The 18,392-nt window shown below is 41.4% G+C and carries 14 protein-coding genes; 12 read left to right on the forward strand and 2 right to left on the reverse strand.

Annotated features, from left to right (window positions below):
• The first annotated feature begins 9 nt into the window (after window positions 1-9).
• The 6 genes from FD723_RS28175 to FD723_RS28200 all read left to right on the forward strand — a co-directional run bounded on the left by FD723_RS28175 (window position 10) and on the right by FD723_RS28200 (window position 11,106).
• A complete protein-coding gene (locus tag FD723_RS28175; RefSeq protein ID WP_179068308.1) occupies window positions 10-2,814 on the forward strand; it encodes a methyl-accepting chemotaxis protein in 2,805 nt (934 codons plus the stop codon).
• A gap of 156 nt (window positions 2,815-2,970) precedes the next feature.
• Window positions 2,971-6,006 (forward strand): hybrid sensor histidine kinase/response regulator, encoded by a 3,036-nt coding sequence (locus tag FD723_RS28180; protein WP_179069309.1) that lies wholly within the window; start codon window positions 2,971-2,973, stop codon window positions 6,004-6,006.
• Window positions 6,007-6,122: 116 nt separating this feature from the next.
• A complete protein-coding gene (locus tag FD723_RS28185) occupies window positions 6,123-6,578 on the forward strand; it encodes a hypothetical protein (RefSeq protein ID WP_179068309.1) in 456 nt (151 codons plus the stop codon).
• A 72-nt stretch (window positions 6,579-6,650) separates the two neighbouring features.
• Window positions 6,651-9,539: a HEAT repeat domain-containing protein gene (locus FD723_RS28190; RefSeq protein ID WP_256874954.1), complete on the forward strand. Its 2,889-nt coding sequence runs from the start codon at window positions 6,651-6,653 to the stop codon at window positions 9,537-9,539.
• Window positions 9,540-10,189: 650 nt separating this feature from the next.
• The gene (locus FD723_RS28195) at window positions 10,190-10,429 is read left to right on the forward strand and encodes a hypothetical protein (protein ID WP_179068310.1); all 240 of its coding nucleotides are present in this window, start codon (window positions 10,190-10,192) and stop codon (window positions 10,427-10,429) included.
• A 104-nt stretch (window positions 10,430-10,533) separates the two neighbouring features.
• Window positions 10,534-11,106 carry a Uma2 family endonuclease gene (locus tag FD723_RS28200; protein WP_179068311.1) on the forward strand — a complete coding sequence of 191 codons (573 nt, stop codon included), beginning with the start codon at window positions 10,534-10,536 and terminating at the stop codon, window positions 11,104-11,106.
• 358 nt (window positions 11,107-11,464) lie between these two features.
• Here the strand turns inward: FD723_RS28200 and FD723_RS28205 are convergent, their stop codons facing one another.
• Window positions 11,465-11,749: a DUF427 domain-containing protein gene (locus FD723_RS28205; protein WP_179068312.1), complete on the reverse strand. Its 285-nt coding sequence runs from the start codon at window positions 11,747-11,749 to the stop codon at window positions 11,465-11,467.
• 722 nt (window positions 11,750-12,471) lie between these two features.
• Between FD723_RS28205 and FD723_RS28210 the strand changes: the two genes are divergently transcribed.
• Together FD723_RS28210 and FD723_RS28215 are read left to right on the forward strand one after the other, a co-directional pair.
• Window positions 12,472-12,696, forward strand: coding sequence for a hypothetical protein (locus tag FD723_RS28210; RefSeq protein ID WP_179068313.1), 225 nt, complete (start codon window positions 12,472-12,474; stop codon window positions 12,694-12,696).
• A 73-nt stretch (window positions 12,697-12,769) separates the two neighbouring features.
• Window positions 12,770-13,138 carry a hypothetical protein gene (locus FD723_RS28215; RefSeq protein WP_179068314.1) on the forward strand — a complete coding sequence of 123 codons (369 nt, stop codon included), beginning with the start codon at window positions 12,770-12,772 and terminating at the stop codon, window positions 13,136-13,138.
• 87 nt (window positions 13,139-13,225) lie between these two features.
• On the opposite strand, the gene FD723_RS28220 is transcribed toward FD723_RS28215, so the two are convergent.
• Entirely contained in the window at window positions 13,226-14,575 is a 1,350-nt protein-coding gene (locus tag FD723_RS28220; protein WP_179068315.1) for a glutamine synthetase family protein, read from the reverse strand.
• Window positions 14,576-14,677: 102 nt separating this feature from the next.
• Between FD723_RS28220 and FD723_RS28225 the strand changes: the two genes are divergently transcribed.
• From FD723_RS28225 to FD723_RS28240, 4 genes are all read left to right on the forward strand, one after another.
• The gene (locus FD723_RS28225; protein WP_372743826.1) at window positions 14,678-15,907 is read left to right on the forward strand and encodes a damage-control phosphatase ARMT1 family protein; all 1,230 of its coding nucleotides are present in this window, start codon (window positions 14,678-14,680) and stop codon (window positions 15,905-15,907) included.
• Between the two features lie 126 nt (window positions 15,908-16,033).
• Window positions 16,034-16,249 (forward strand): hypothetical protein, encoded by a 216-nt coding sequence (locus tag FD723_RS28230; protein ID WP_179068317.1) that lies wholly within the window; start codon window positions 16,034-16,036, stop codon window positions 16,247-16,249.
• Between the two features lie 7 nt (window positions 16,250-16,256).
• Window positions 16,257-16,682, forward strand: a complete 426-nt coding sequence (locus FD723_RS28235) for a type II toxin-antitoxin system VapC family toxin (protein WP_104906391.1) — start codon at window positions 16,257-16,259, stop codon at window positions 16,680-16,682.
• Window positions 16,683-16,791: 109 nt separating this feature from the next.
• Window positions 16,792-18,363: a metallophosphoesterase gene (locus FD723_RS28240; protein WP_179068318.1), complete on the forward strand. Its 1,572-nt coding sequence runs from the start codon at window positions 16,792-16,794 to the stop codon at window positions 18,361-18,363.
• The last annotated feature ends 29 nt before the right edge of the window (window positions 18,364-18,392 follow it).

Below are 18,392 nucleotides of genomic sequence, written 5' to 3' on the forward strand. Positions count from 1 at the left end.
ACTATTTTTATGTTTAATAAAACCAACACGAACCAAGGTAATGGCGCTCAAAATCGAGCATCACTGATTTCATCCCAAAAAGGCATTGGAACTGTAGTAAAGCTACCAACTAAGCTGACTACCGAAAGTGCTAAGAATTCTTCTTCAAATCAGAGTATTGCTTTTTTTACAAGGCTGGGATTGGTTAAGAAAGCGACTATTTTAGCGATCGCAATCGGTACACTACCAATATTGGGCATCGGTGCGATCGCTTTTGGTTTTGCCAACAAATCTATTACTAAGCAAATTACCCAGTCTCAACAAGCCGAAGCTACTGGCTTAAGTGATAAAGTTAACCGCTTTATGCTGGGACGCTACGCTGATATTCAGGTAATATCAAGTTTGCTATTTTTGACAAGTCCCCAAACTAATGTCACTACCCAGCAAAAGCAAGCAGTCTTGGATCGTATTGTCCAAGCTTACAAAGCTTATGACAGTATTGCTGTTTTCGATCGCCAAGGTAACTTGATTGTGCAGTCCACAGGCGAACCTCTGGAAAATCAAAAAGATCGTACCTTTTTTCAAGACGCTTTACAAAAAGATACTCCTGTCATCAGTAAACCGGAAGCGGCAAAAAATACTGGTGTAGTGAGTATTTATCTAGCTGCACCTGTGAAAGAGACAAGAACGGGGCAAACCATTGGCGTGGTACAAGCACGTATGCCCGTAAAATCTTTAGAAGAAGTCATCAAAAACTACGTAGCCAATGGTCAACAATACCAGTTGCTCGATGCTTCGGGAACCGTTTTCTTGAGTCCCCAAAAGGAATTATTGGGGAGAGATGCCAAGGAAGAGTATTCTAGTTTACCGAAACTGCTGGCAGCCAAAAAGGTAAATAGTTTTATAGAAGTTCCGAAAACTCAGAAAAAACAAGAATTAGTCAGCTACGTACCAGCTAGTACTATAGATGGCTTACCTGATTTAAACTGGCAAGTACTTTTATCTACAGATACCGCAACTGTATTTGAACCGCAAAGACAATTGTTGTGGATTATAGCCATCGGTACAGCAGCGACAGCATTGATTGTAGCTGCGATCGCATCTCGGTTAGCCAAACTGACTACACAGCCAATTCTCAATGCCACTGCGGCATTAGCAAAACTAGGTCAAGGTAAATTCAATACCCGTCTGCAAATCGAAAGAGAAGACGAATTAGGGGTATTGAGTGCAAATATCAACCTTATGGCCGAACAATTGCAGGTCATAGTTAAGGAACAGGAAGTAGACGTTGAAGGGGTAAAATTACTAGCAGATATTACCCTACAGATTCGGAAAATTCTGAAAACTGAAGATATTTATCATACAGCAGTCAAAGAAGTTCAGCGATCGCTAAAAACAGACCGGGTAATCATCTATAGTCTCAATCCAGATACTTTAGCTGGCGCTGTCGTTGCGGAATCCGTCACTGGTAATTGGCCGGAAATGTTGGGAGTGCAAATTGATGACCCCTATTTCCGAGAACATTATCTAAAAACTGATCGTCATGCAGAGGTGCAAGTAGTTGCCAACATTCATCAAGACCAAAACCTGAAAAATGCCGACGGTTACATCCAACTTTTGGAAAAATTTGCTGTCAAAGCTCATTTAATCGTACCGATTCTGGCTCAAGAGAAACTTTTAGGCTTATTAATTGCTCATCATTGCGAAACTCCTCATGTTTGGCAACAGCCAGAAATTGACTTATTTCAACAAATAGCAACTCAAGTCGGCTATGCCTTAGAACAAGCCAAGCTATTAGAAGAAATAGAAAAAGTCAGAAATGTTACTGTAAGTGGTTCAGATGAAACACTGCAACAACAACTTTTACAACTACTCAACGATGTAGAAGGTGCAGCCAGAGGTGATTTGACAGTGCGCGCAGACGTAACCGCTGGGGAAATCGGCACTGTTGCCGACTTTTTTAACTCCATTGTGGAAAGCCTGCGGGATATTGTTACCCAAGTTAAACAAGCTGCCATCCATGTTAATAGTGCCATTGGCTCTAACGAAGGAGCCATCCGCCATCTAGCAGAGGAGGCACTAACCCAAGCTGCTGAAATCAACCGCACCCTGGATGCTGTTGACCAAATGACTCAATCGATGAAAGCCGTAGCCGAAAGTGCCGAAAAAGCTGCCTTTGTTGCCAACCATGCCGCTCACACCGCCACCAAAAGCGAACACGCAATGGATTTGACAGTACAAAATATTCTGTCTTTGCGGGAAACCGTTGGTGAAACGGCTAAGAAAGTAAAACGTTTGGGAGAATCTTCGCAACAAATTTCTCGCGTAGTTTCCTTAATTAACCAAATCGCTATTCAAACCAACTTGCTTGCCATCAACGCCGGTATTGAAGCCGCACGTGCAGGTGAAGAAGGTCAAGGATTTGCCGTCGTGGCGGAAGAAGTCGGTGAACTAGCAGTCAGGAGTGCCGCCGCAACCCAAGAAATTGAACAAATTGTTGAAAATATCCAACGAGAAACCAGTGAAGTGGTGCAGGCGATGGAAATAGGCACTACCCAAGTGGTAGAAGGGACTCGCATTGTGGAGGAGGCTAAACAAAGTCTGAGTGAAATTTTGGATGTATCGTCTCAAATTGACTCTTTAGTGCAGTCAATTTCCAATGCAACTGCATCTCAGGTTGAAACATCCCAAAGTGTTAGCCAATTGATGAAAGATATCGCTGCTATATCACAACGTACCAGCGATTCTTCTCGCCAAGTTTCCGAATCTCTGCAACAAACTGTGGAAATTTCGCAGCAGTTGCAAGAGACTGTCGAGGCTTTCAAAGTTAGTTAAGTTTGTCATTAGTCATTTGTCATTTGTCATTAGTCATTTGTCTAAAACTAATGCCTAATGACACCAGTCACCTCAAGTCGGGAAACCCTCCCACAGGAATGACTCTCCAATGCCCAATGCCCAATGTCCAATGCCCAACAATTATTAACAAAAACCATGTCACAAGACAAAGAATTAGAAATCCAGATGCAATTTCTGGAAGAAGCAACTGATTATTTAAATACCTTAGAAGGGGTATTGTTGGAAATTGATACTAGTAATCGTATCGATTTAGATAAAATAAATGCTGCACTCCGCGCCACTCACTCTATTAAAGGTGGCGCGGGGATGATGGGATTTAGATCGCTCAGTGATTTATCTCACCGTCTGGAAGATTCCTTTAAAGTTTTAAAAACTAAAAAAAATTCTTTAGAAATTGATACTCAGTTACAAAGTTTATTGCTATCTGGAGTTGACTGGCTGCGTCAGATTGTAGAGTTGCTTGCCGAAGGAAATGTTGTCGAAGATCAGTGGTTAGCAACTTTTTGTTATCCAATTTTTGATGAGTTGCACGATCGCTTAGGCGACCCCACCCCTGAGGATGCCTCAACCATGCTATCCCCAGAGGATGGCCAAGACGTTATTCCTTTGCTATTTTCCACTGAAGTAGAAGAGTGTTTACAGCGTCTAGAATCTATATTGACAGATAGCGAACAGCCTGGACTGCATGAAGAAATTACGATCATGGCAGCTGAATTGGGCGGTTTGGGTGAAATGCTCCAGTTGCCAGCTTTTAGCAAGCTTTGTGAGTCAGTAACGCAGCATTTAGAAACTGTTAGTAGCTCGCGCATTCCCGAAATTGCCCAGTTAGCATTACAAGCATGGCGGCGATCGCAAGCTTTAGTGCTGACAAATCAATTAGATAACTTGCCTACAGAAATTAACTTGGGTAGTTCTACGCAGCCCCCGCTACTATTACCAGCAGAAATAATACCGCAGCTTCTCCCCACAGATACCCTTGAAACAGAAGCAGCTTCAACAGCAGTTTGGCAAGCTGAAATAACTCCCGAAACTTGGATTAAAGATGAAGCGTTGGCGCAGCCCACCGCAGGTATCGCAGCCAATTTTACATTCGTAGATGCAGAATTTGCTGACGAGGTAAATGGTGTCAATGTCACCGAACATAATACTATCTTTTCTAGAGAAGATAATTCTCCCGATGCTAAATTTGGCGAAGGCAAAGGAGAGCAAAATGGCGTTGTAAAAGAGCGGGAAACTCATGAAAATAGTGTTAGAGTTCCCAGCAAACAACTAGAGCAAATTAATGATTTATTTGGCGAACTGATTGTTCAACGCAATGGGTTAAACTCACACCTAGAAAGATTACGCAAACTCGTTCGTAACCTCAACCAACGCGTCCAAGTTCTCGACCGTGAAAACCAAGATTTACGTATAGCTTACGACAAAATTTCCACTCAAGCGGCTGGGGTAAGGGCACAAGCTGAAAATGGTCATCAAATACAAGACACAGACAGGGAATTTGATACCTTAGAAATGGATCGCTATAACGATTTAAACCTGCGATCGCAGGAAGTTATGGAAACCATTGTTCAGGTACAGGAAGTTACAACTGATGTGCAACTCAGTGTAGATGATACAGACAATATTGCTCGGAAATTAAACAAAACATCCAAACAATTACAAACAAAATTAAATCACATCAGGATGCGGCCGCTGTCCGATTTAATTGAACGTTTTCCTAGAGCCTTGCGCGATTTAAATGTAGAGTATGGGAAAAATGTCCAGTTAAAAATTGAAGGTGGTAACACTTTAATTGAACGCAGCATTTTAGAAGCTTTAAATGAACCTTTAATGCACCTGTTAAGGAATGCCTTCGATCATGGTATCGAAGACTCTAGCACCCGCCGCCTTCTGGGTAAACCAGAACAAGGATTAATTGAAATTACAGCTACTCACCGCAGCAATCGCACCCTGATTACTATCCGTGATGATGGTTGGGGTATTTCTCTAGAAAAAATTCGCACCCGCGCCCTAGCTATGGGATTGGATGCTTCTCTACTTGCTAATGCTAGTGATGAAGAACTATTATCACTAATTTTTGAACCAGGTTTTACCACCTCCGAGCAAGTGACAGCATTATCTGGTCGCGGTGTTGGTATGGATGTGGTTCGTAACAACCTCAAACTGATTCGAGGAGATGTGAAAGTTGATACGGAACCAGGAGTTGGTACTACCTTCACCCTATCAGTACCATTTACCCTTTCGGTTGCGCGAGTTCTACTAGTAGAAATCAACAAAATGCTATTAGCATTTCCTACAGATGTCATTTCCGAAATATCCTTACTCCAAGACGAGCGAGTTTTTCAAATGGCAGGTAGTGAAGTCCTAAATTGGCAAGGAACAATGCTACCACTGATTCGCCTGACTCGTTATTTAGAGTTTAATTGCCTGCGCTACGATACTTCAGAATTAGAAACCCCGGCAGCAATTAATGCTAACAGCGTCTTAGTAGTCAAAGGTAATAATCAGCCAGTAGCGATCCAAATAGACCGTTGCTGGGGTGAACAGGAAGTTGCTATTCGCCAAGTCGAGGGAAATATACCTTTACCTGAAGGCTTTAGCAACTGCACAATTCTCGGTGATGGTCGAGTAGTACCACTAGTTAATATCAATGAGTTGCTGTATTGGATTGCTACAAATCGGAAGACTCCCAGAGGTACTCAATTACCATCGGCAAGGTTAAAAACACCGTTCCTCATATTTGATGAAGAGAAAATATCAGCAGCTTCAGTTAAGCAGAAAGGCACAATTTTAATCGTAGATGACTCGATTAATGTTCGTCGCTTTTTAGCGCTGACCCTTGAAAAAGGAGGGTATCAAGTAGAGCAAGCTAAAGATGGTCAAGATGCCTTAGAAAAACTCCATAGTGGGTTGAGAGTTGAGGCGGTAATTTGTGATATTGAAATGCCTCGCCTTGATGGTTATGGCTTTTTAGGTAAGGTAAATTCAGACGTTGATACAAAAAACATTCCCGTTGCAATGTTGACTTCTCGTAGTAGTAATAAACATCGACAACTAGCTATGCAGTTGGGAGCGAGGGCTTATTTTTCTAAACCTTATAATGAGCAAGAGTTACTCCAAACGCTGGAGGAAATAATTCATCCTGTAGCGGAACAAGCAGCGTCTAATTAAATTTAGAGTTTGGTGTTCCTGATTCAGTATGTGAAAAGCTCACACAAGGGAGAGGTAAGCATTGCCTCTCCTTTGCGGTTCATTAAACTAAATCAATATAAATCTATAGTGAATTTATGGTAACTGTAACACTGACGGCTGTTGCTACTGCGATCGCAACTACACTTTGGACTAAAGCACAAGAGAAAATCGGCGAAAACCTTGGTGATGCTACATGGACGCTAGGTAGCAAGTTAATCGCATTACTCCGCCAGAAGCATCAAGCACCATCTCTCACCAGTGCTGTAGAAGTAAATGAACCGCAACGATTAGATTATGGTCAAGCAGTGCTGGAACTTCAAGCAGCAGCACAAGACCCAGAAATTGCTCAAGCAGTTGTAGAAGTAGAAACAGCAGTCAACAAAGATCAATCTGAGACTGCTAAGGAAATTCAAAAATTAGCAGCAGAAATCAAGTCACAGCCATCAGTTGTTAACAATTTTGCCAAGTTGGCAGAAGAAATTAAAGCAGAGAAAGGCGCAATGGTTGCCCAACAAATCACAATTGGAGAACAGCACAATACTTACAACTGACTACAGTCGTCCCAAGGGGAGGATGGGACAAAGTTAACTCCCGATGACTGGCGTAAAGTCTGCCGTGAATTGTTGGCAGAACGGCGAAAGCTGACTACAAATCCTCTGACATCAACTGAGGGAGTAACCCTGCAAGTTGATGATGTTTACGTACCACTAGGATTAGTTGAGCGCAAAAAACAATCTAAGCGTCATGATGATATTCCTCCAGAACAGGGTTCAGAACTGTACAAGGAGAAAGAAATCATCAAAACATTTGAGCATGATGCTTTTCTGGAAGAAGTTCTTAAACAGAAGAACACGCCTAAAAGTCAAGGTAAGCGAATTGCTATTATTGGCGAACCAGGTGCAGGAAAGACAACACTGTTACAGCAGATTGCTAATTGGGTATCTCGTGAGATTCACCAGTCAATTGTGATTTGGGTATCTTTAGCAGATTTGCGAGGTCAGGAAATAAGACCTTATCTGTTGGAGACTTGGTTGACTCAAGTCGCACAGAAGACAGGTAAAGCTGAAGCCTCTAAGCAACTAAAAGATGATTTTGTGGCTTTATTTAAGCAAAACAATGTGTGGCTGCTGCTAGATGGGTTAGATGAAATGTCCGCATCTTCAGCTAATCCTCTATCAGAAATTGCACGGCAATTCCGTGAAGGAGGGTTAATTTCTCAAGCGCGAATTGTGCTGACTTGTCGGGTTAATCTATGGGATGGCAACGTTAATGCACTTGATGATTTTGATACCTATCGCACTTTAGATTTTTCTTATCCAGAACAGGTAGAAAAATTTATTCACAAATGGTTTGCTACTATTCCCGAAACTGGAAAGCAGTTATGTACTGCGTTAAAAGAACCGGGTAAAGAACGGATTCAGGATTTAGTGAAAAATCCTCTGCGGTTGACGCTGCTGTGCTGGAATTGGCAATCAGGAGATGGTAAGTTACCAGATACTCAAGCAGGACTTTATCAGCAATTTGTTGATGACTTCTACAAGTGGAAGAAAGACGAATTTGCTATCAACTCTCATCAACGTCAGGAACTCAATGTCAAATTGGGGGAATTAGCTAAAGCAGCAATAGACAAAGAAGCAACACGTTTTCGCTTACAGCAAGATTTTGTTAGTGGCTTTTTGGGAGATGCTGATGATGAAAAGTCGCTGCTAAAATTAGCACTAAATCGCGGCTGGCTGAACTGTGTAGGAATAGATACAAATAGAAAACCTGTTTACGCTTTCTTTCATGCCTCATTTCAAGAATATTTTGCTGCTAAAGCAATTGATGACTGGCATTTCTTTCTCAACCACGTTCCCAAAAATCCCAGTAAAGGAACTTATCGCATCTTTGAACCGCAATGGAAGCAAACAATATTACTTTGGTTAGGAAGAGAAGAAGAAAAGGTCAAACAGCAAAAGCAACAGTTTATCGATGCTTTAGTTAATTTTCAAGATGGATGTCAAAAATTTTATGACTATCGCGCCTATTTTTTAGCCGCTACAGGAATTGCAGAGTTTAGAGAATATTTTAAAGTAGATGATATATTAAGACAAATTTTAAAGTGGACAATTGATAATCGGAGTTCTATCAAAGAGGAAGCTAGTTCAGCACTGCAACAGACAGACCGTACAAAGGCGATTACGGTCTTGGTGCAACTGCTGCAATCAACTACTATGGATGACTACACCCGTAGGCTGGCAGCATTAAGCTTAGGGGAAATCGGCACAGGCAATCAAACAGCGATCGCCGCCTTGGTGCAACTGCTGCAATCAACTACTGTGGATAGCGCCACCCGTATGCTGGCAGCATTAAGCTTAGGGGAAATCGACCCAGGCAATGAAATTGCGATTGCGGTCTTGGTGCAACTGCTGCAATCAACTACTGTGGATATCGCCACCCGTAGGCTCGCAGCAGAAAGCTTAGGCAGAACTGACCCAGGCAATCAAACAGCGATTACGGTCTTGGTGCAACTGCTGCGATCAACTACTATGGATGACTTCATCCGTAAAGAGGCAGCAGAAAGCTTAGGCAGAATTGACCCAGGCAATCAAACAGCGATTACGGTCTTGGTGCAACTACTGCAATCAACTACTATGGATATCCACACCCGTTTCCAAGTAGCATTCAGCTTAAGGGAAATCGGCACAGGCAATCAAACAGCGATTGCCGCCTTGGTGCAACTGCTACAATTAACTACTGTGGATATCGTCACCCATAAGCTGGCAGCAAACAGCTTAGGCATAATTGACCCAGGCAATCAAACAGCGATCGCTGCTTTGGTGCAACTCCTGCAATCAACTACTGTGGATGATTTCACCCGTAGGCGGGCAGCAGATAGCTTAAGGAAAATCGGTATAGGTAATGAAATAGCGATTGCTGCCTTGGTGCAACTGCTGCAATCAACTACTGTAGATGACGACACTCGTAGGCAGGTAGCAGAAAGCTTAGGGGAAATCGACCCAGGCAATGAAATTGCGATTGCCGCCTTGGTGCAACTGCTGCAATCAACTACTATGGATAACTTCATCCATTGGCAGGCAGCAGAAAGCTTAGGGGAAATCGACCCAGGCAATGAAATTGCGATCGCCGCCTTAGTGCAACTGCTGCAATCAACTACTGTGGGTGACTTTATCCGTAGGGAGGCAGCAGATAGCTTAGGGGAAATCGACCCAGGCAATGAAGTGGCGCTCGCCGCCTTGGTGCAACTGCTGCAATCAACTACTGTGGATGACTTCATCCGTAGGGAGGCAGCAGATAGCTTAGGGAAAATTCTACAGAATAATGAGCATCGCTTTGCGGTAGTCAAAGCTTTAAGTGGTTACTGGCGATTGGACGATGAGTACTACAATTTAGCCTGGAAATGCGCCCAGAATATGCCTTACCCCGATTTCTATCAAGCTTGGCATCAGCATAATTTTGCTACTCGTGCAATGCGAAGCTTAAAGAAAATCCTCTTGACAAGAATCATTTAACTACTTTTGCAGCAGCAACGTTATAAATGAAGTCCCTGTGGCTACGACAGCTTATTCTTCTTCTCTGGTGAGTGATTTGAGATCAGCAATCTGGATAAAATTTGCAGTTAGCTGAGCTATGATACCCATTTGTGGAAAACGTTAGAAATAATTGTCTGTTGGTAATTACAGCTTGTCCGTTCGTTACCAACACAAGTTGTTTTGTTACGAATGGTTATCCGTTAGTAACAAAAACTTATGCGATCGTTAACAACACAAGTCGTTTCGTTCAGAATGCTTGTCCATTCGTTAACAACACAAGTCGTTTCGTTCAGAATGCTTGTCCATTCGTTAACAACACAACTTGTTTCGTTCAGAACGCTTGTCCATTCGTTAACAACACAAGTCGTTTCGTTCAGAACGCTTATGTTTTTGTTACCACAACTTAAGCAAAGCTTATCAATGAAGTTGTTTCGTTCAGAACGTTTGTCTATCTATAGCAACACTTATGCGATCGTTAACAACGCTTAAGCAAAGCTTATCAATGAAGTTGTTTCGTTACCAGAGCTTATCTATTTGTGACAAACGCTTATGCGATCGCTAGCACAGCTTAAGCAAAACTTATAGATACAAGTCCTATACTATTAACAGCACAACCCAGATTCACGACAATGAAAGCAATTGAAATCAAGGGAACCGTTAAGGAATGGGGTGAAATTTCTTTAAACAAGCCGTTGACTATAGCAAAACACAGCCGCGTCCGAGTCATTGTTTTAATTACGGAAGAGAATGAAGAGGATAATGAACTTGCTGAGTCTGCCAGTGAAAGTTTTCGTCAAGGTTGGTACGATGTGATGACCGGAAATACTGTACCTGTATCTCAACTGTGGGAAGGTATTGATGCAGAGTAAACTACCTTTTTTTAAGCAGCAACATCAAGGAGAATAGACTCGCTTCCTAAAATCCAAGGACAGAAAATGCTAAGATTCCAATCAAATATGGCATTTGCACAGCTATGGCAACCACGCTGCACAAATCAATCTCCTTAGCAGAATTCCTCAAACTGCCAGAAACCAAGCCTGCTAATGAATTTATCGATGGTCGTATCTACCAGAAACCAATGCCACAAGGCAAACATTCTCGGCTACAACTAAAACTTTGTAACGCAATTAGCCAAATTGCTGAAGAACAAGAAATTGCTTTGGCTTTTCCAGAATTACGCTGCACATTTGGCGGACGATCGATTATCCCAGACGTGAGTATATTTGCTTGGGAACGGATTCCTTTTGATGCTAATGGGGAAATTGAAAATACCTTTGGAATTTACCCTGATTGGACAATTGAAATTCTTTCACCAGAACAGAATACAACCAAGGTAATTATAAATATTCTTCACTGTCTAAAACACGGCACTCAATTAGGGTGGTTGCTCGATCCCGATGAACGCTTAGTATTGATATTTTTGCCAGGACAGCAACCTATAGAGATGACTGGGGATGAAGTATTGCCTGTACCTGATTTTTTGCAACTTAATTTAACAGCTACACAGATTTTTGCATGGCTAAAACCAACAAAAGTTAGTCAATAAAGATGAGTAATATTCAGTTACAAAGATGTAAGAATAATATCTCAGACTTTTTAAATTGTGACAAATTAATCAGAATTTCGAGAATAGCACCCGAACCAAGTGCGATCGCACTATTTAAAATAAATTTGCAAATATCATAAATAGTTTAAATAATTAGCCCGCCTGTGCAGGCTAATTATTTTATGGGCAATTAGTCGAACGTAATACAATACAGTTCAGAGTGAGCAACAAAACCCTCATGTAGAGACGCGATTTACCGCGTCTTGAAAGACCAATTTCTACACCAGCAACTCTTAGCTGAACTGTATTAGGACATAATATAAATTCCCTGAAACAGAAATACTTTCAGGAACCTTTATTAAGCCTCGACTTTTACACCCTTCCAGAAGGCCACATAACCTTCAATATTTTTAGCCTTCTCCTTGGTGCTGGGATAATACCAAGCAGCATCTTTATTGATTTGCCCATCAACTTCGATACTGTAGTAACTGGCAACACCTTTCCAAGGACAAGTTGTGTGGGTGTTACTCTCTGCGAAGTACTGTTTGTTAATGGTGTCAACAGGGAAATAATGGTTGCCTTCCACAACTACAGTATTATCGCTCTCGGCTAAAACAGCACCATTCCAAATTGCTTTTGGCATAAATGACTTTGTAAATAAACTATACACATAACATTTTGACACTATCAGCTTATTTGTAGTGAATTTATAGAACCTGCTACCCTGCCAAAAGAGTTCAGAAGTCACGAAAAGGTAATAGGGAGCATCCCACTTGCATATCATTGCAAGCAAAACGAAGTGAAGCGATCGCAAAATCTTCAACTAAGAGCGAGTCCATGCGATAGCTTAGTCGTTCCTCTTCTCTAAGAGACGCACTCGCGATCGCAATGACATTTATTCTCTGATTATAAAATAAAAACTTGGATACATCCAAGGCAATAGGTTGCAGGATTTTCTTTTAGCTATTAATTACAATCACTTTTATTTATGGATTTGAAAATTAAAAGCATTTGCTTCTACCGAGAAGATTTTATAGCATATTGATATGGAAAGTTAATTAGTCCAAAAAAGTTGGATTTTGGTTTATAGCTTGAATAAAAAACGTCTAGAAGAGAGATATATCAGCGATGCCTGTGGCGAGCTACGCTAATGCACCTTCTAGAAATAATTTCAAACTAAGGATTTTATTTAGAATGTCTTTGCGTTTTTGAAGTTATTACTAAGCCTTCTCATAATTCCCATTTGGGTAATTAACAAATCAACCTGTCAGGTAAACTGATCGTAAAAAGGTTGAGATTAATAAAACAGTTGACTCTCTGACTAGAGAATACTAATTATACTTTGTTCTAATTGAGGATAACTCTATGAAACTCACAAACTTGATAAATTCTCCATATATTGTTGCTTGGATTAATTCTATGCCTAAAATCACTAGCCTTCATCCAGTTAAAAATCACAATACCCCATCAATAAACACTGTCATAGACTCTAAGAATTTTCCTAACAATTCTACAAATGTCAATCACCTCAAACCCTTTGACACCGCTTTTCTTGCCTATTACATGATGGGTCTTGGTGATTTTGAATGATCTAAGTTACTTCTATGCTTTCAATCTGTAATTTACATAACAACACAAATTAATCTCTAACGAGGAGAAAATTATGAAACTCACAACTTGGTTAAATTCTGCACTTATCATTACTTCTATTGCTTTTATCCCTGGAATTGCTGGCGCTCAAACAGCTAATACTAATAATAGTGGTGGACAAATAAATACAGATGCCAAATATCTGCAACCCTTCAATATTGCCTTTCTAGCTTATCAAGGTTATTTAAAAGAGCAGGGTATTCCCAGTGGGGGCACTTTGTTATTCAGCTACCAAACCGGAAAATTGACTGCGGAAGATATAGTTCATGCTGCTGTCAAGGCTAATAAGTTACCAGCGCAAGTTTTGAATAATTCAAGTTACGTCAACGCGGTTGAGTTACAGATGACATCAATGGGTAGTACTAATGATTCATGTAACTAGAATATAGGTTTGCCAAGTTCGTAGGATTTACAGCAATAACTAAGTTGTCAGGAGTTCTGAAATCAATTTCTGCATCTCCCAATAACTTTAGTATTTCTCTAATAAAAGCTTTACTTCTGCCTCCAATTCCCAATCTTTCATGGCTGACCATTCAGCTTGACGGACTGCTAAAAATGCTTGCGATAAATCTGAATTTAAAGCATTTAAAAGAATATTATTCTGTTTTAGGTGGTCTAGAGCTTCGCCAAGACTTTGGGGTAAAAGGTCAATACCATTGGCATGACGTTCTTCAATTGGCAGATGTCCGGGGTCTTGTGCAATAGGATTCCCCGGTTTTAAACTTCGTTGTACACCATCAAGTCCAGCTGCAATCACCGCACCTAAAGCGAGGTAAGGATTGGCTGAAGCATCAACAGTTTTTAACTCAAAATGGCTGGAACCGTTGAATCCAGGATTGCTGGGCACTCTCACGGCAGCCTCACGGTTGTCTAGTCCCCAACAACGGAAAGCACCACTCCAGCTATGAGGACGAATGCGGCGGTAAGAATTAGTGCTAGGAGTAGTTAACGCCATTAGTGCTGGCAGATGATCGAGTATACCAGCAATAAATGCTTGGCCTATCTGGGAAACACCGCAGATATCTTGAGGATCTGGTAGGATATTTTGCCCATTACGCCAGAGACTAAGATGGATGTGGCAACCGCTACCAGCCGCATCTGGGAAAATTTTGGGTAAGAAAGAGGCTGTAAGATTATGGTGATGAGCGATCGCTTTCACGGTTTCTCTAAAGCTAATCTGCCAATCAGCTGCCCGCAAAGCATCAGTATATCGCATAGAGATTTCCTGTTGACCTGGGCCAGATTCGGGATAATATTGCTCAATAGGAATTTTTTGGGCAATGAGTGCTTCGACTATCTCATCAATTACTTCTCGATGGATATCCATTGCTTGAGTCGAAGCAAAAACTGTAGAATCTGCGGGTATAATTCCCTCAGATGTTTGCCGAAATAAATAAAATTCATTTTCAAATGCAGCTTTAATTTCCAACCCCTCGCGTCTGGCCGCCTCAATCATCCGTACCAAAAAATTACGGGGACACAACGCCCAAGGACTCCCATTAAGTACCATGTTCCCTATTACACGAGCATGACTTGGAGCGTAAGGTAAAGGAGTGAAGCTAAACCAATCTGGTACTAGACGGATTTCGCCTACTGGCCCTAGACCAGTTTCAGGGATGACAGCATCATACATTACAGGTACTCCCTGTTGTCCAGCAGAAATGCCTACACCATAGTCAAAGTAGTGGGATAACATCTCGATATGAACAGCTTTGCCACGAATGATGTTGGCGTTGTCACACCAAAGGATACGGACAAACCTAACTCCAGCTTCCTGAAGAGATTTTTTGACTTTTTTAAATGCTTTGTTTACAGCCATCGGTCAATTTATTCCGCTTTTGAGTTGATTTGACAATTCTCCCACCTCATTTTCACGCTCAAGCTAGAATAACTAGAAATATGAGGATAAGAAAAGTTTGTGGTGAATATATCCCACATCCCCAAATTACCCATACCACCGTCTCTTTTGGGGTCAGAAATCGGTTCTTTTACTGAGTTTACCGTTACTCAACGAATGCCTGCGATCGCTCGCCGAGTTATCGCTGAAAATAATTTCTCATCTGAGATTAATACCAGCTTAGAAAACCTGGCTACAGAAATGCCAACAGGATTTTTACAACCTCTTGTAAATGACACTGCTGAGGATTTTTCTGCCTGGAATACATATTTAGAATTCTACAAGGGTCAGCGTTGGATAGATGTCCCCTGGTTTTTTGCCGAAACTTATTTTTATCGATTAATTCTGGAAATTACCAATTATTTTCGCCCTGGTGTATGGCAAGGTGTCGATCCATTTGAGTTACAAAAATCTCAAGGTTTGGAAGCATCTCTAGACTCGATTATTTTGCTATGTGGTCAAGTAAAAAATTGGTTAGATAGTTCCCAAATAGAGGAAAAATCAAACCAAACAGCTTTAATCGCACTTTTATATTTTGCTTTGTGGGGAAATCGAGTTGACTTGAGTTTATGGTCAGCATTCGAGAATGACCGGAGTCGTTTTGATATTCAAACTCAACTAGCTCACATTTTAGTAAATGATGCTTCCCAAGTCGCGGAATTATTAACTAATTCTCATGGTGGACGAATTGATTTTGTTGTAGACAATGCTGGTTTTGAACTTGTTTGTGACTTATCTTTAGTGGATTTTTTATTAAGTAGCGGACTGGCTCATCAGGTTTATCTACACTTAAAGCCACATCCGACTTTTGTATCTGATGCCATGATTAAGGATGTACATTACACAATAAAATTTTTAGTCGCTACTGGAAATCAACAAGTTATATCTTTTGCCCAAAGATTGCAAGAAAATATTGCATCAGGGCGTTTAATACTATCTGAAGATTATTTCTGGACATCGCCTTTAGCATTTTGGGAAATACCCAACTCCCTTAAAAATAAGTTAGCCAATGCGAGTTTGGTTATAGTCAAAGGGGATGCCAATTATCGCCGATTATTAGGCGATCGCCACTGGGATTTTACCACTAACATTGCAGATATAGTCTGCTATTTACCCGTGCCAATGGTAGCTTTACGCACTCTGAAATCTGAAGTAGTAGTTGGTTTGAAACCAGAAGTTATTGAAGAAGTAGCAAAATCTGACTCTTCTTGGTTGACAAATGGACAGTGGGGTGTGATTCAGTTGGTGGTTTAGGCAATTTTGAAAAATCGAGATAATTTGTAAGAGAAGTATACGTATCTTCACCACTTATAGCGTCGTCTACCCTACCCGTAGCACCACAACCAGCTTAGGATAGACTAGAAGCAATTTTTGAAGGAAATGGTAGAAAAAATCACAGCTGTCTTTAATGGCAAAGTGTTCTATCCGGCAGAACCGATCGCACTGCCAATCAATACCCGCGTGCGAATGAGTATCGAAATTTTATCGCCAAGCGAACATGAAACGGTATCATTTTTGCAAACGGCGCGATCGCTCAATCTTGAAGGGCCGCCTGACTGGTCTAGCAATATAGATAAATATTTGTATAGTAAGTAAACTTTTCATGCATTCTGAAGTCTTTCTTGATACATCATTTGCCATTGCCTTATCTGCACCGAGCGATCGCCTGCATGACCGAGCCTTGCATCTGGCTAAAATGTTACAAGCAGCAGAAACTCGTTTGGTGACAACACAGGCGGTAATGTTGGAAATTGGCAATGCCTTATCCCAACAACCTTATCGTCAGGCGGCAATCATATTATTAAATTCTCTAGTAGCAGACTCTAAAGTAGAAATTGTCCCCCTTTCCCAGGAACTCTACGAACGTGCTTTTCAGCTATATCGCGAACGAACAGAGAAAGAATGGGGATTTGTCGATTGCGTATCTTTTATTGTCATGCAATATAGCGGAATCACTGAAGCACTGACCGCCGATGAGCATTTTCAACAAGCAGGCTTTCGAGCATTATTGCGAGAAAATTTGCCGTAATTGGGCATGAGGCATTGGTTATTACTAGTGACAAATGACAAATGACTAATGACAATTAAATATTTCGTTACAATCGGTGTGTGCATTAGGCATTCAAGAGTTATCAGCCATGAAATTGATTTCCGATCCACCGATTCCTGTGAAAATTCAAAAGATGAAGGAACGGGTGCGGTGGATGCATCCAAGTTTTGTGCAACGGGGAATTGACCAAACTAGTATAGTTATTGACGATCGCAGAGAAGATAATCCAGAATTTTCCTTTATGGTTATCGGTGATTCTGGCACTAAATCCCATTCTCGACACCACCCCCAACGAAAAGTTGCCGAACTGATGCTTCCTCACCGCAATGATTGCAGTTTTGTGTTGCACACAGGCGATGTTATTTATGTGGTGGGTTCCCAAGAGTATTATTCAACAAACTTTATTGAGCCTTATCGGGAATTTCTGGTTGGTGGTGACAACCCGAAAAGTATTCCTTATGACCGCATGGTGTTTAATCTACCGTTCTTGCCAGTACTCGGTAATCATGATTACTACGATGTGCCGTTGATGTACCGTTTAGTTACTGGTACAACATCCTCACTACGTCACCTGTTCCGCTACAAAGATATTGAGATTGGCTGGCATGGATCGTATCAAGGTAATGCCTATGCACGAGCATTTATGGATTACACCCAGGCGATCGCTTCCCCACAAGAGTTAGAACGTCATTTAGATCGGCACTACACCGCGAAGACCGATACAGGACGATGTTTGCGTTACGAACCTGGACAGTTTACCCGCTTACCCAATCGTTATTACACCTTTCGTTACGGCGGGATTGACTTTTTCGCACTAGATTCTAATACCTTTAATACACCGTCACCTCTACCTGCAACTCAAGAGGGAGAAATTTACCGTCAGGAATTGCAAAAGCGTCGCCATGAGATCGATCGAGAAGAATTACAGATTTTGAAAATATGCGATCGCCTCAATCCAGATAAACCCACTGAAGCGGAACAACTCGATGACCTTAGTGCCAAATTAGACCAAATCAACGAGATCAAAATTGACATTGAAAAACAATTGGCATCTCAGAAAATGCCTGCGATCGATTTTGAACAACTTGAATGGTTGCGAAGCAGACTAATCGAATCTTGGAATAACTCTGAAGTGCGCGGACGTGTAATCTTTTTCCACCATCCCCCCTACGTCACAGAAGCTACCAAATGGAATCAGGCACAAACCTTGGCGGTTCGCCACCGCTTACGCTGGGTGTTTGAACAAGTTGCAGAAACTCTTGGTTCTTTAATTAAAGAACGTCCCATAGTCGATTTGATTTTAAACGGTCATGCTCACTGTTTGGAGCATCTTTGCACAACTGATACCGGATTTGCGGACTCTCACATTAACTGCATTATCTCTGGTGGTAGTGGTCATCGTCCCCGTTATCAACGGCGAGGGGGGACTGAATTGATGGAGACTTTTACGGAAATTGCAGGTAAACCCAGCCGGAAAGTTGCAGATTCAAGGCTTTTTGTGGGTCGTCATGACTACAATTTCCAGAACCGACTACCTTACTCATGTGTGCGGATTGATGTTCTGGATGGTAGCCCGCCCAAGTTTATCATCAGACCGCTGATTACTGAACGGGTTGAAGATAAATGGCATAACACTGAACTTGAACCTTTTGTGATTTAAACGAGATGCAATGCCTACGTTGTTAAACT

Source organism: Nostoc sp. C052 (genome assembly GCF_013393905.1).
Lineage (GTDB): Bacteria > Cyanobacteriota > Cyanobacteriia > Cyanobacteriales > Nostocaceae > Nostoc.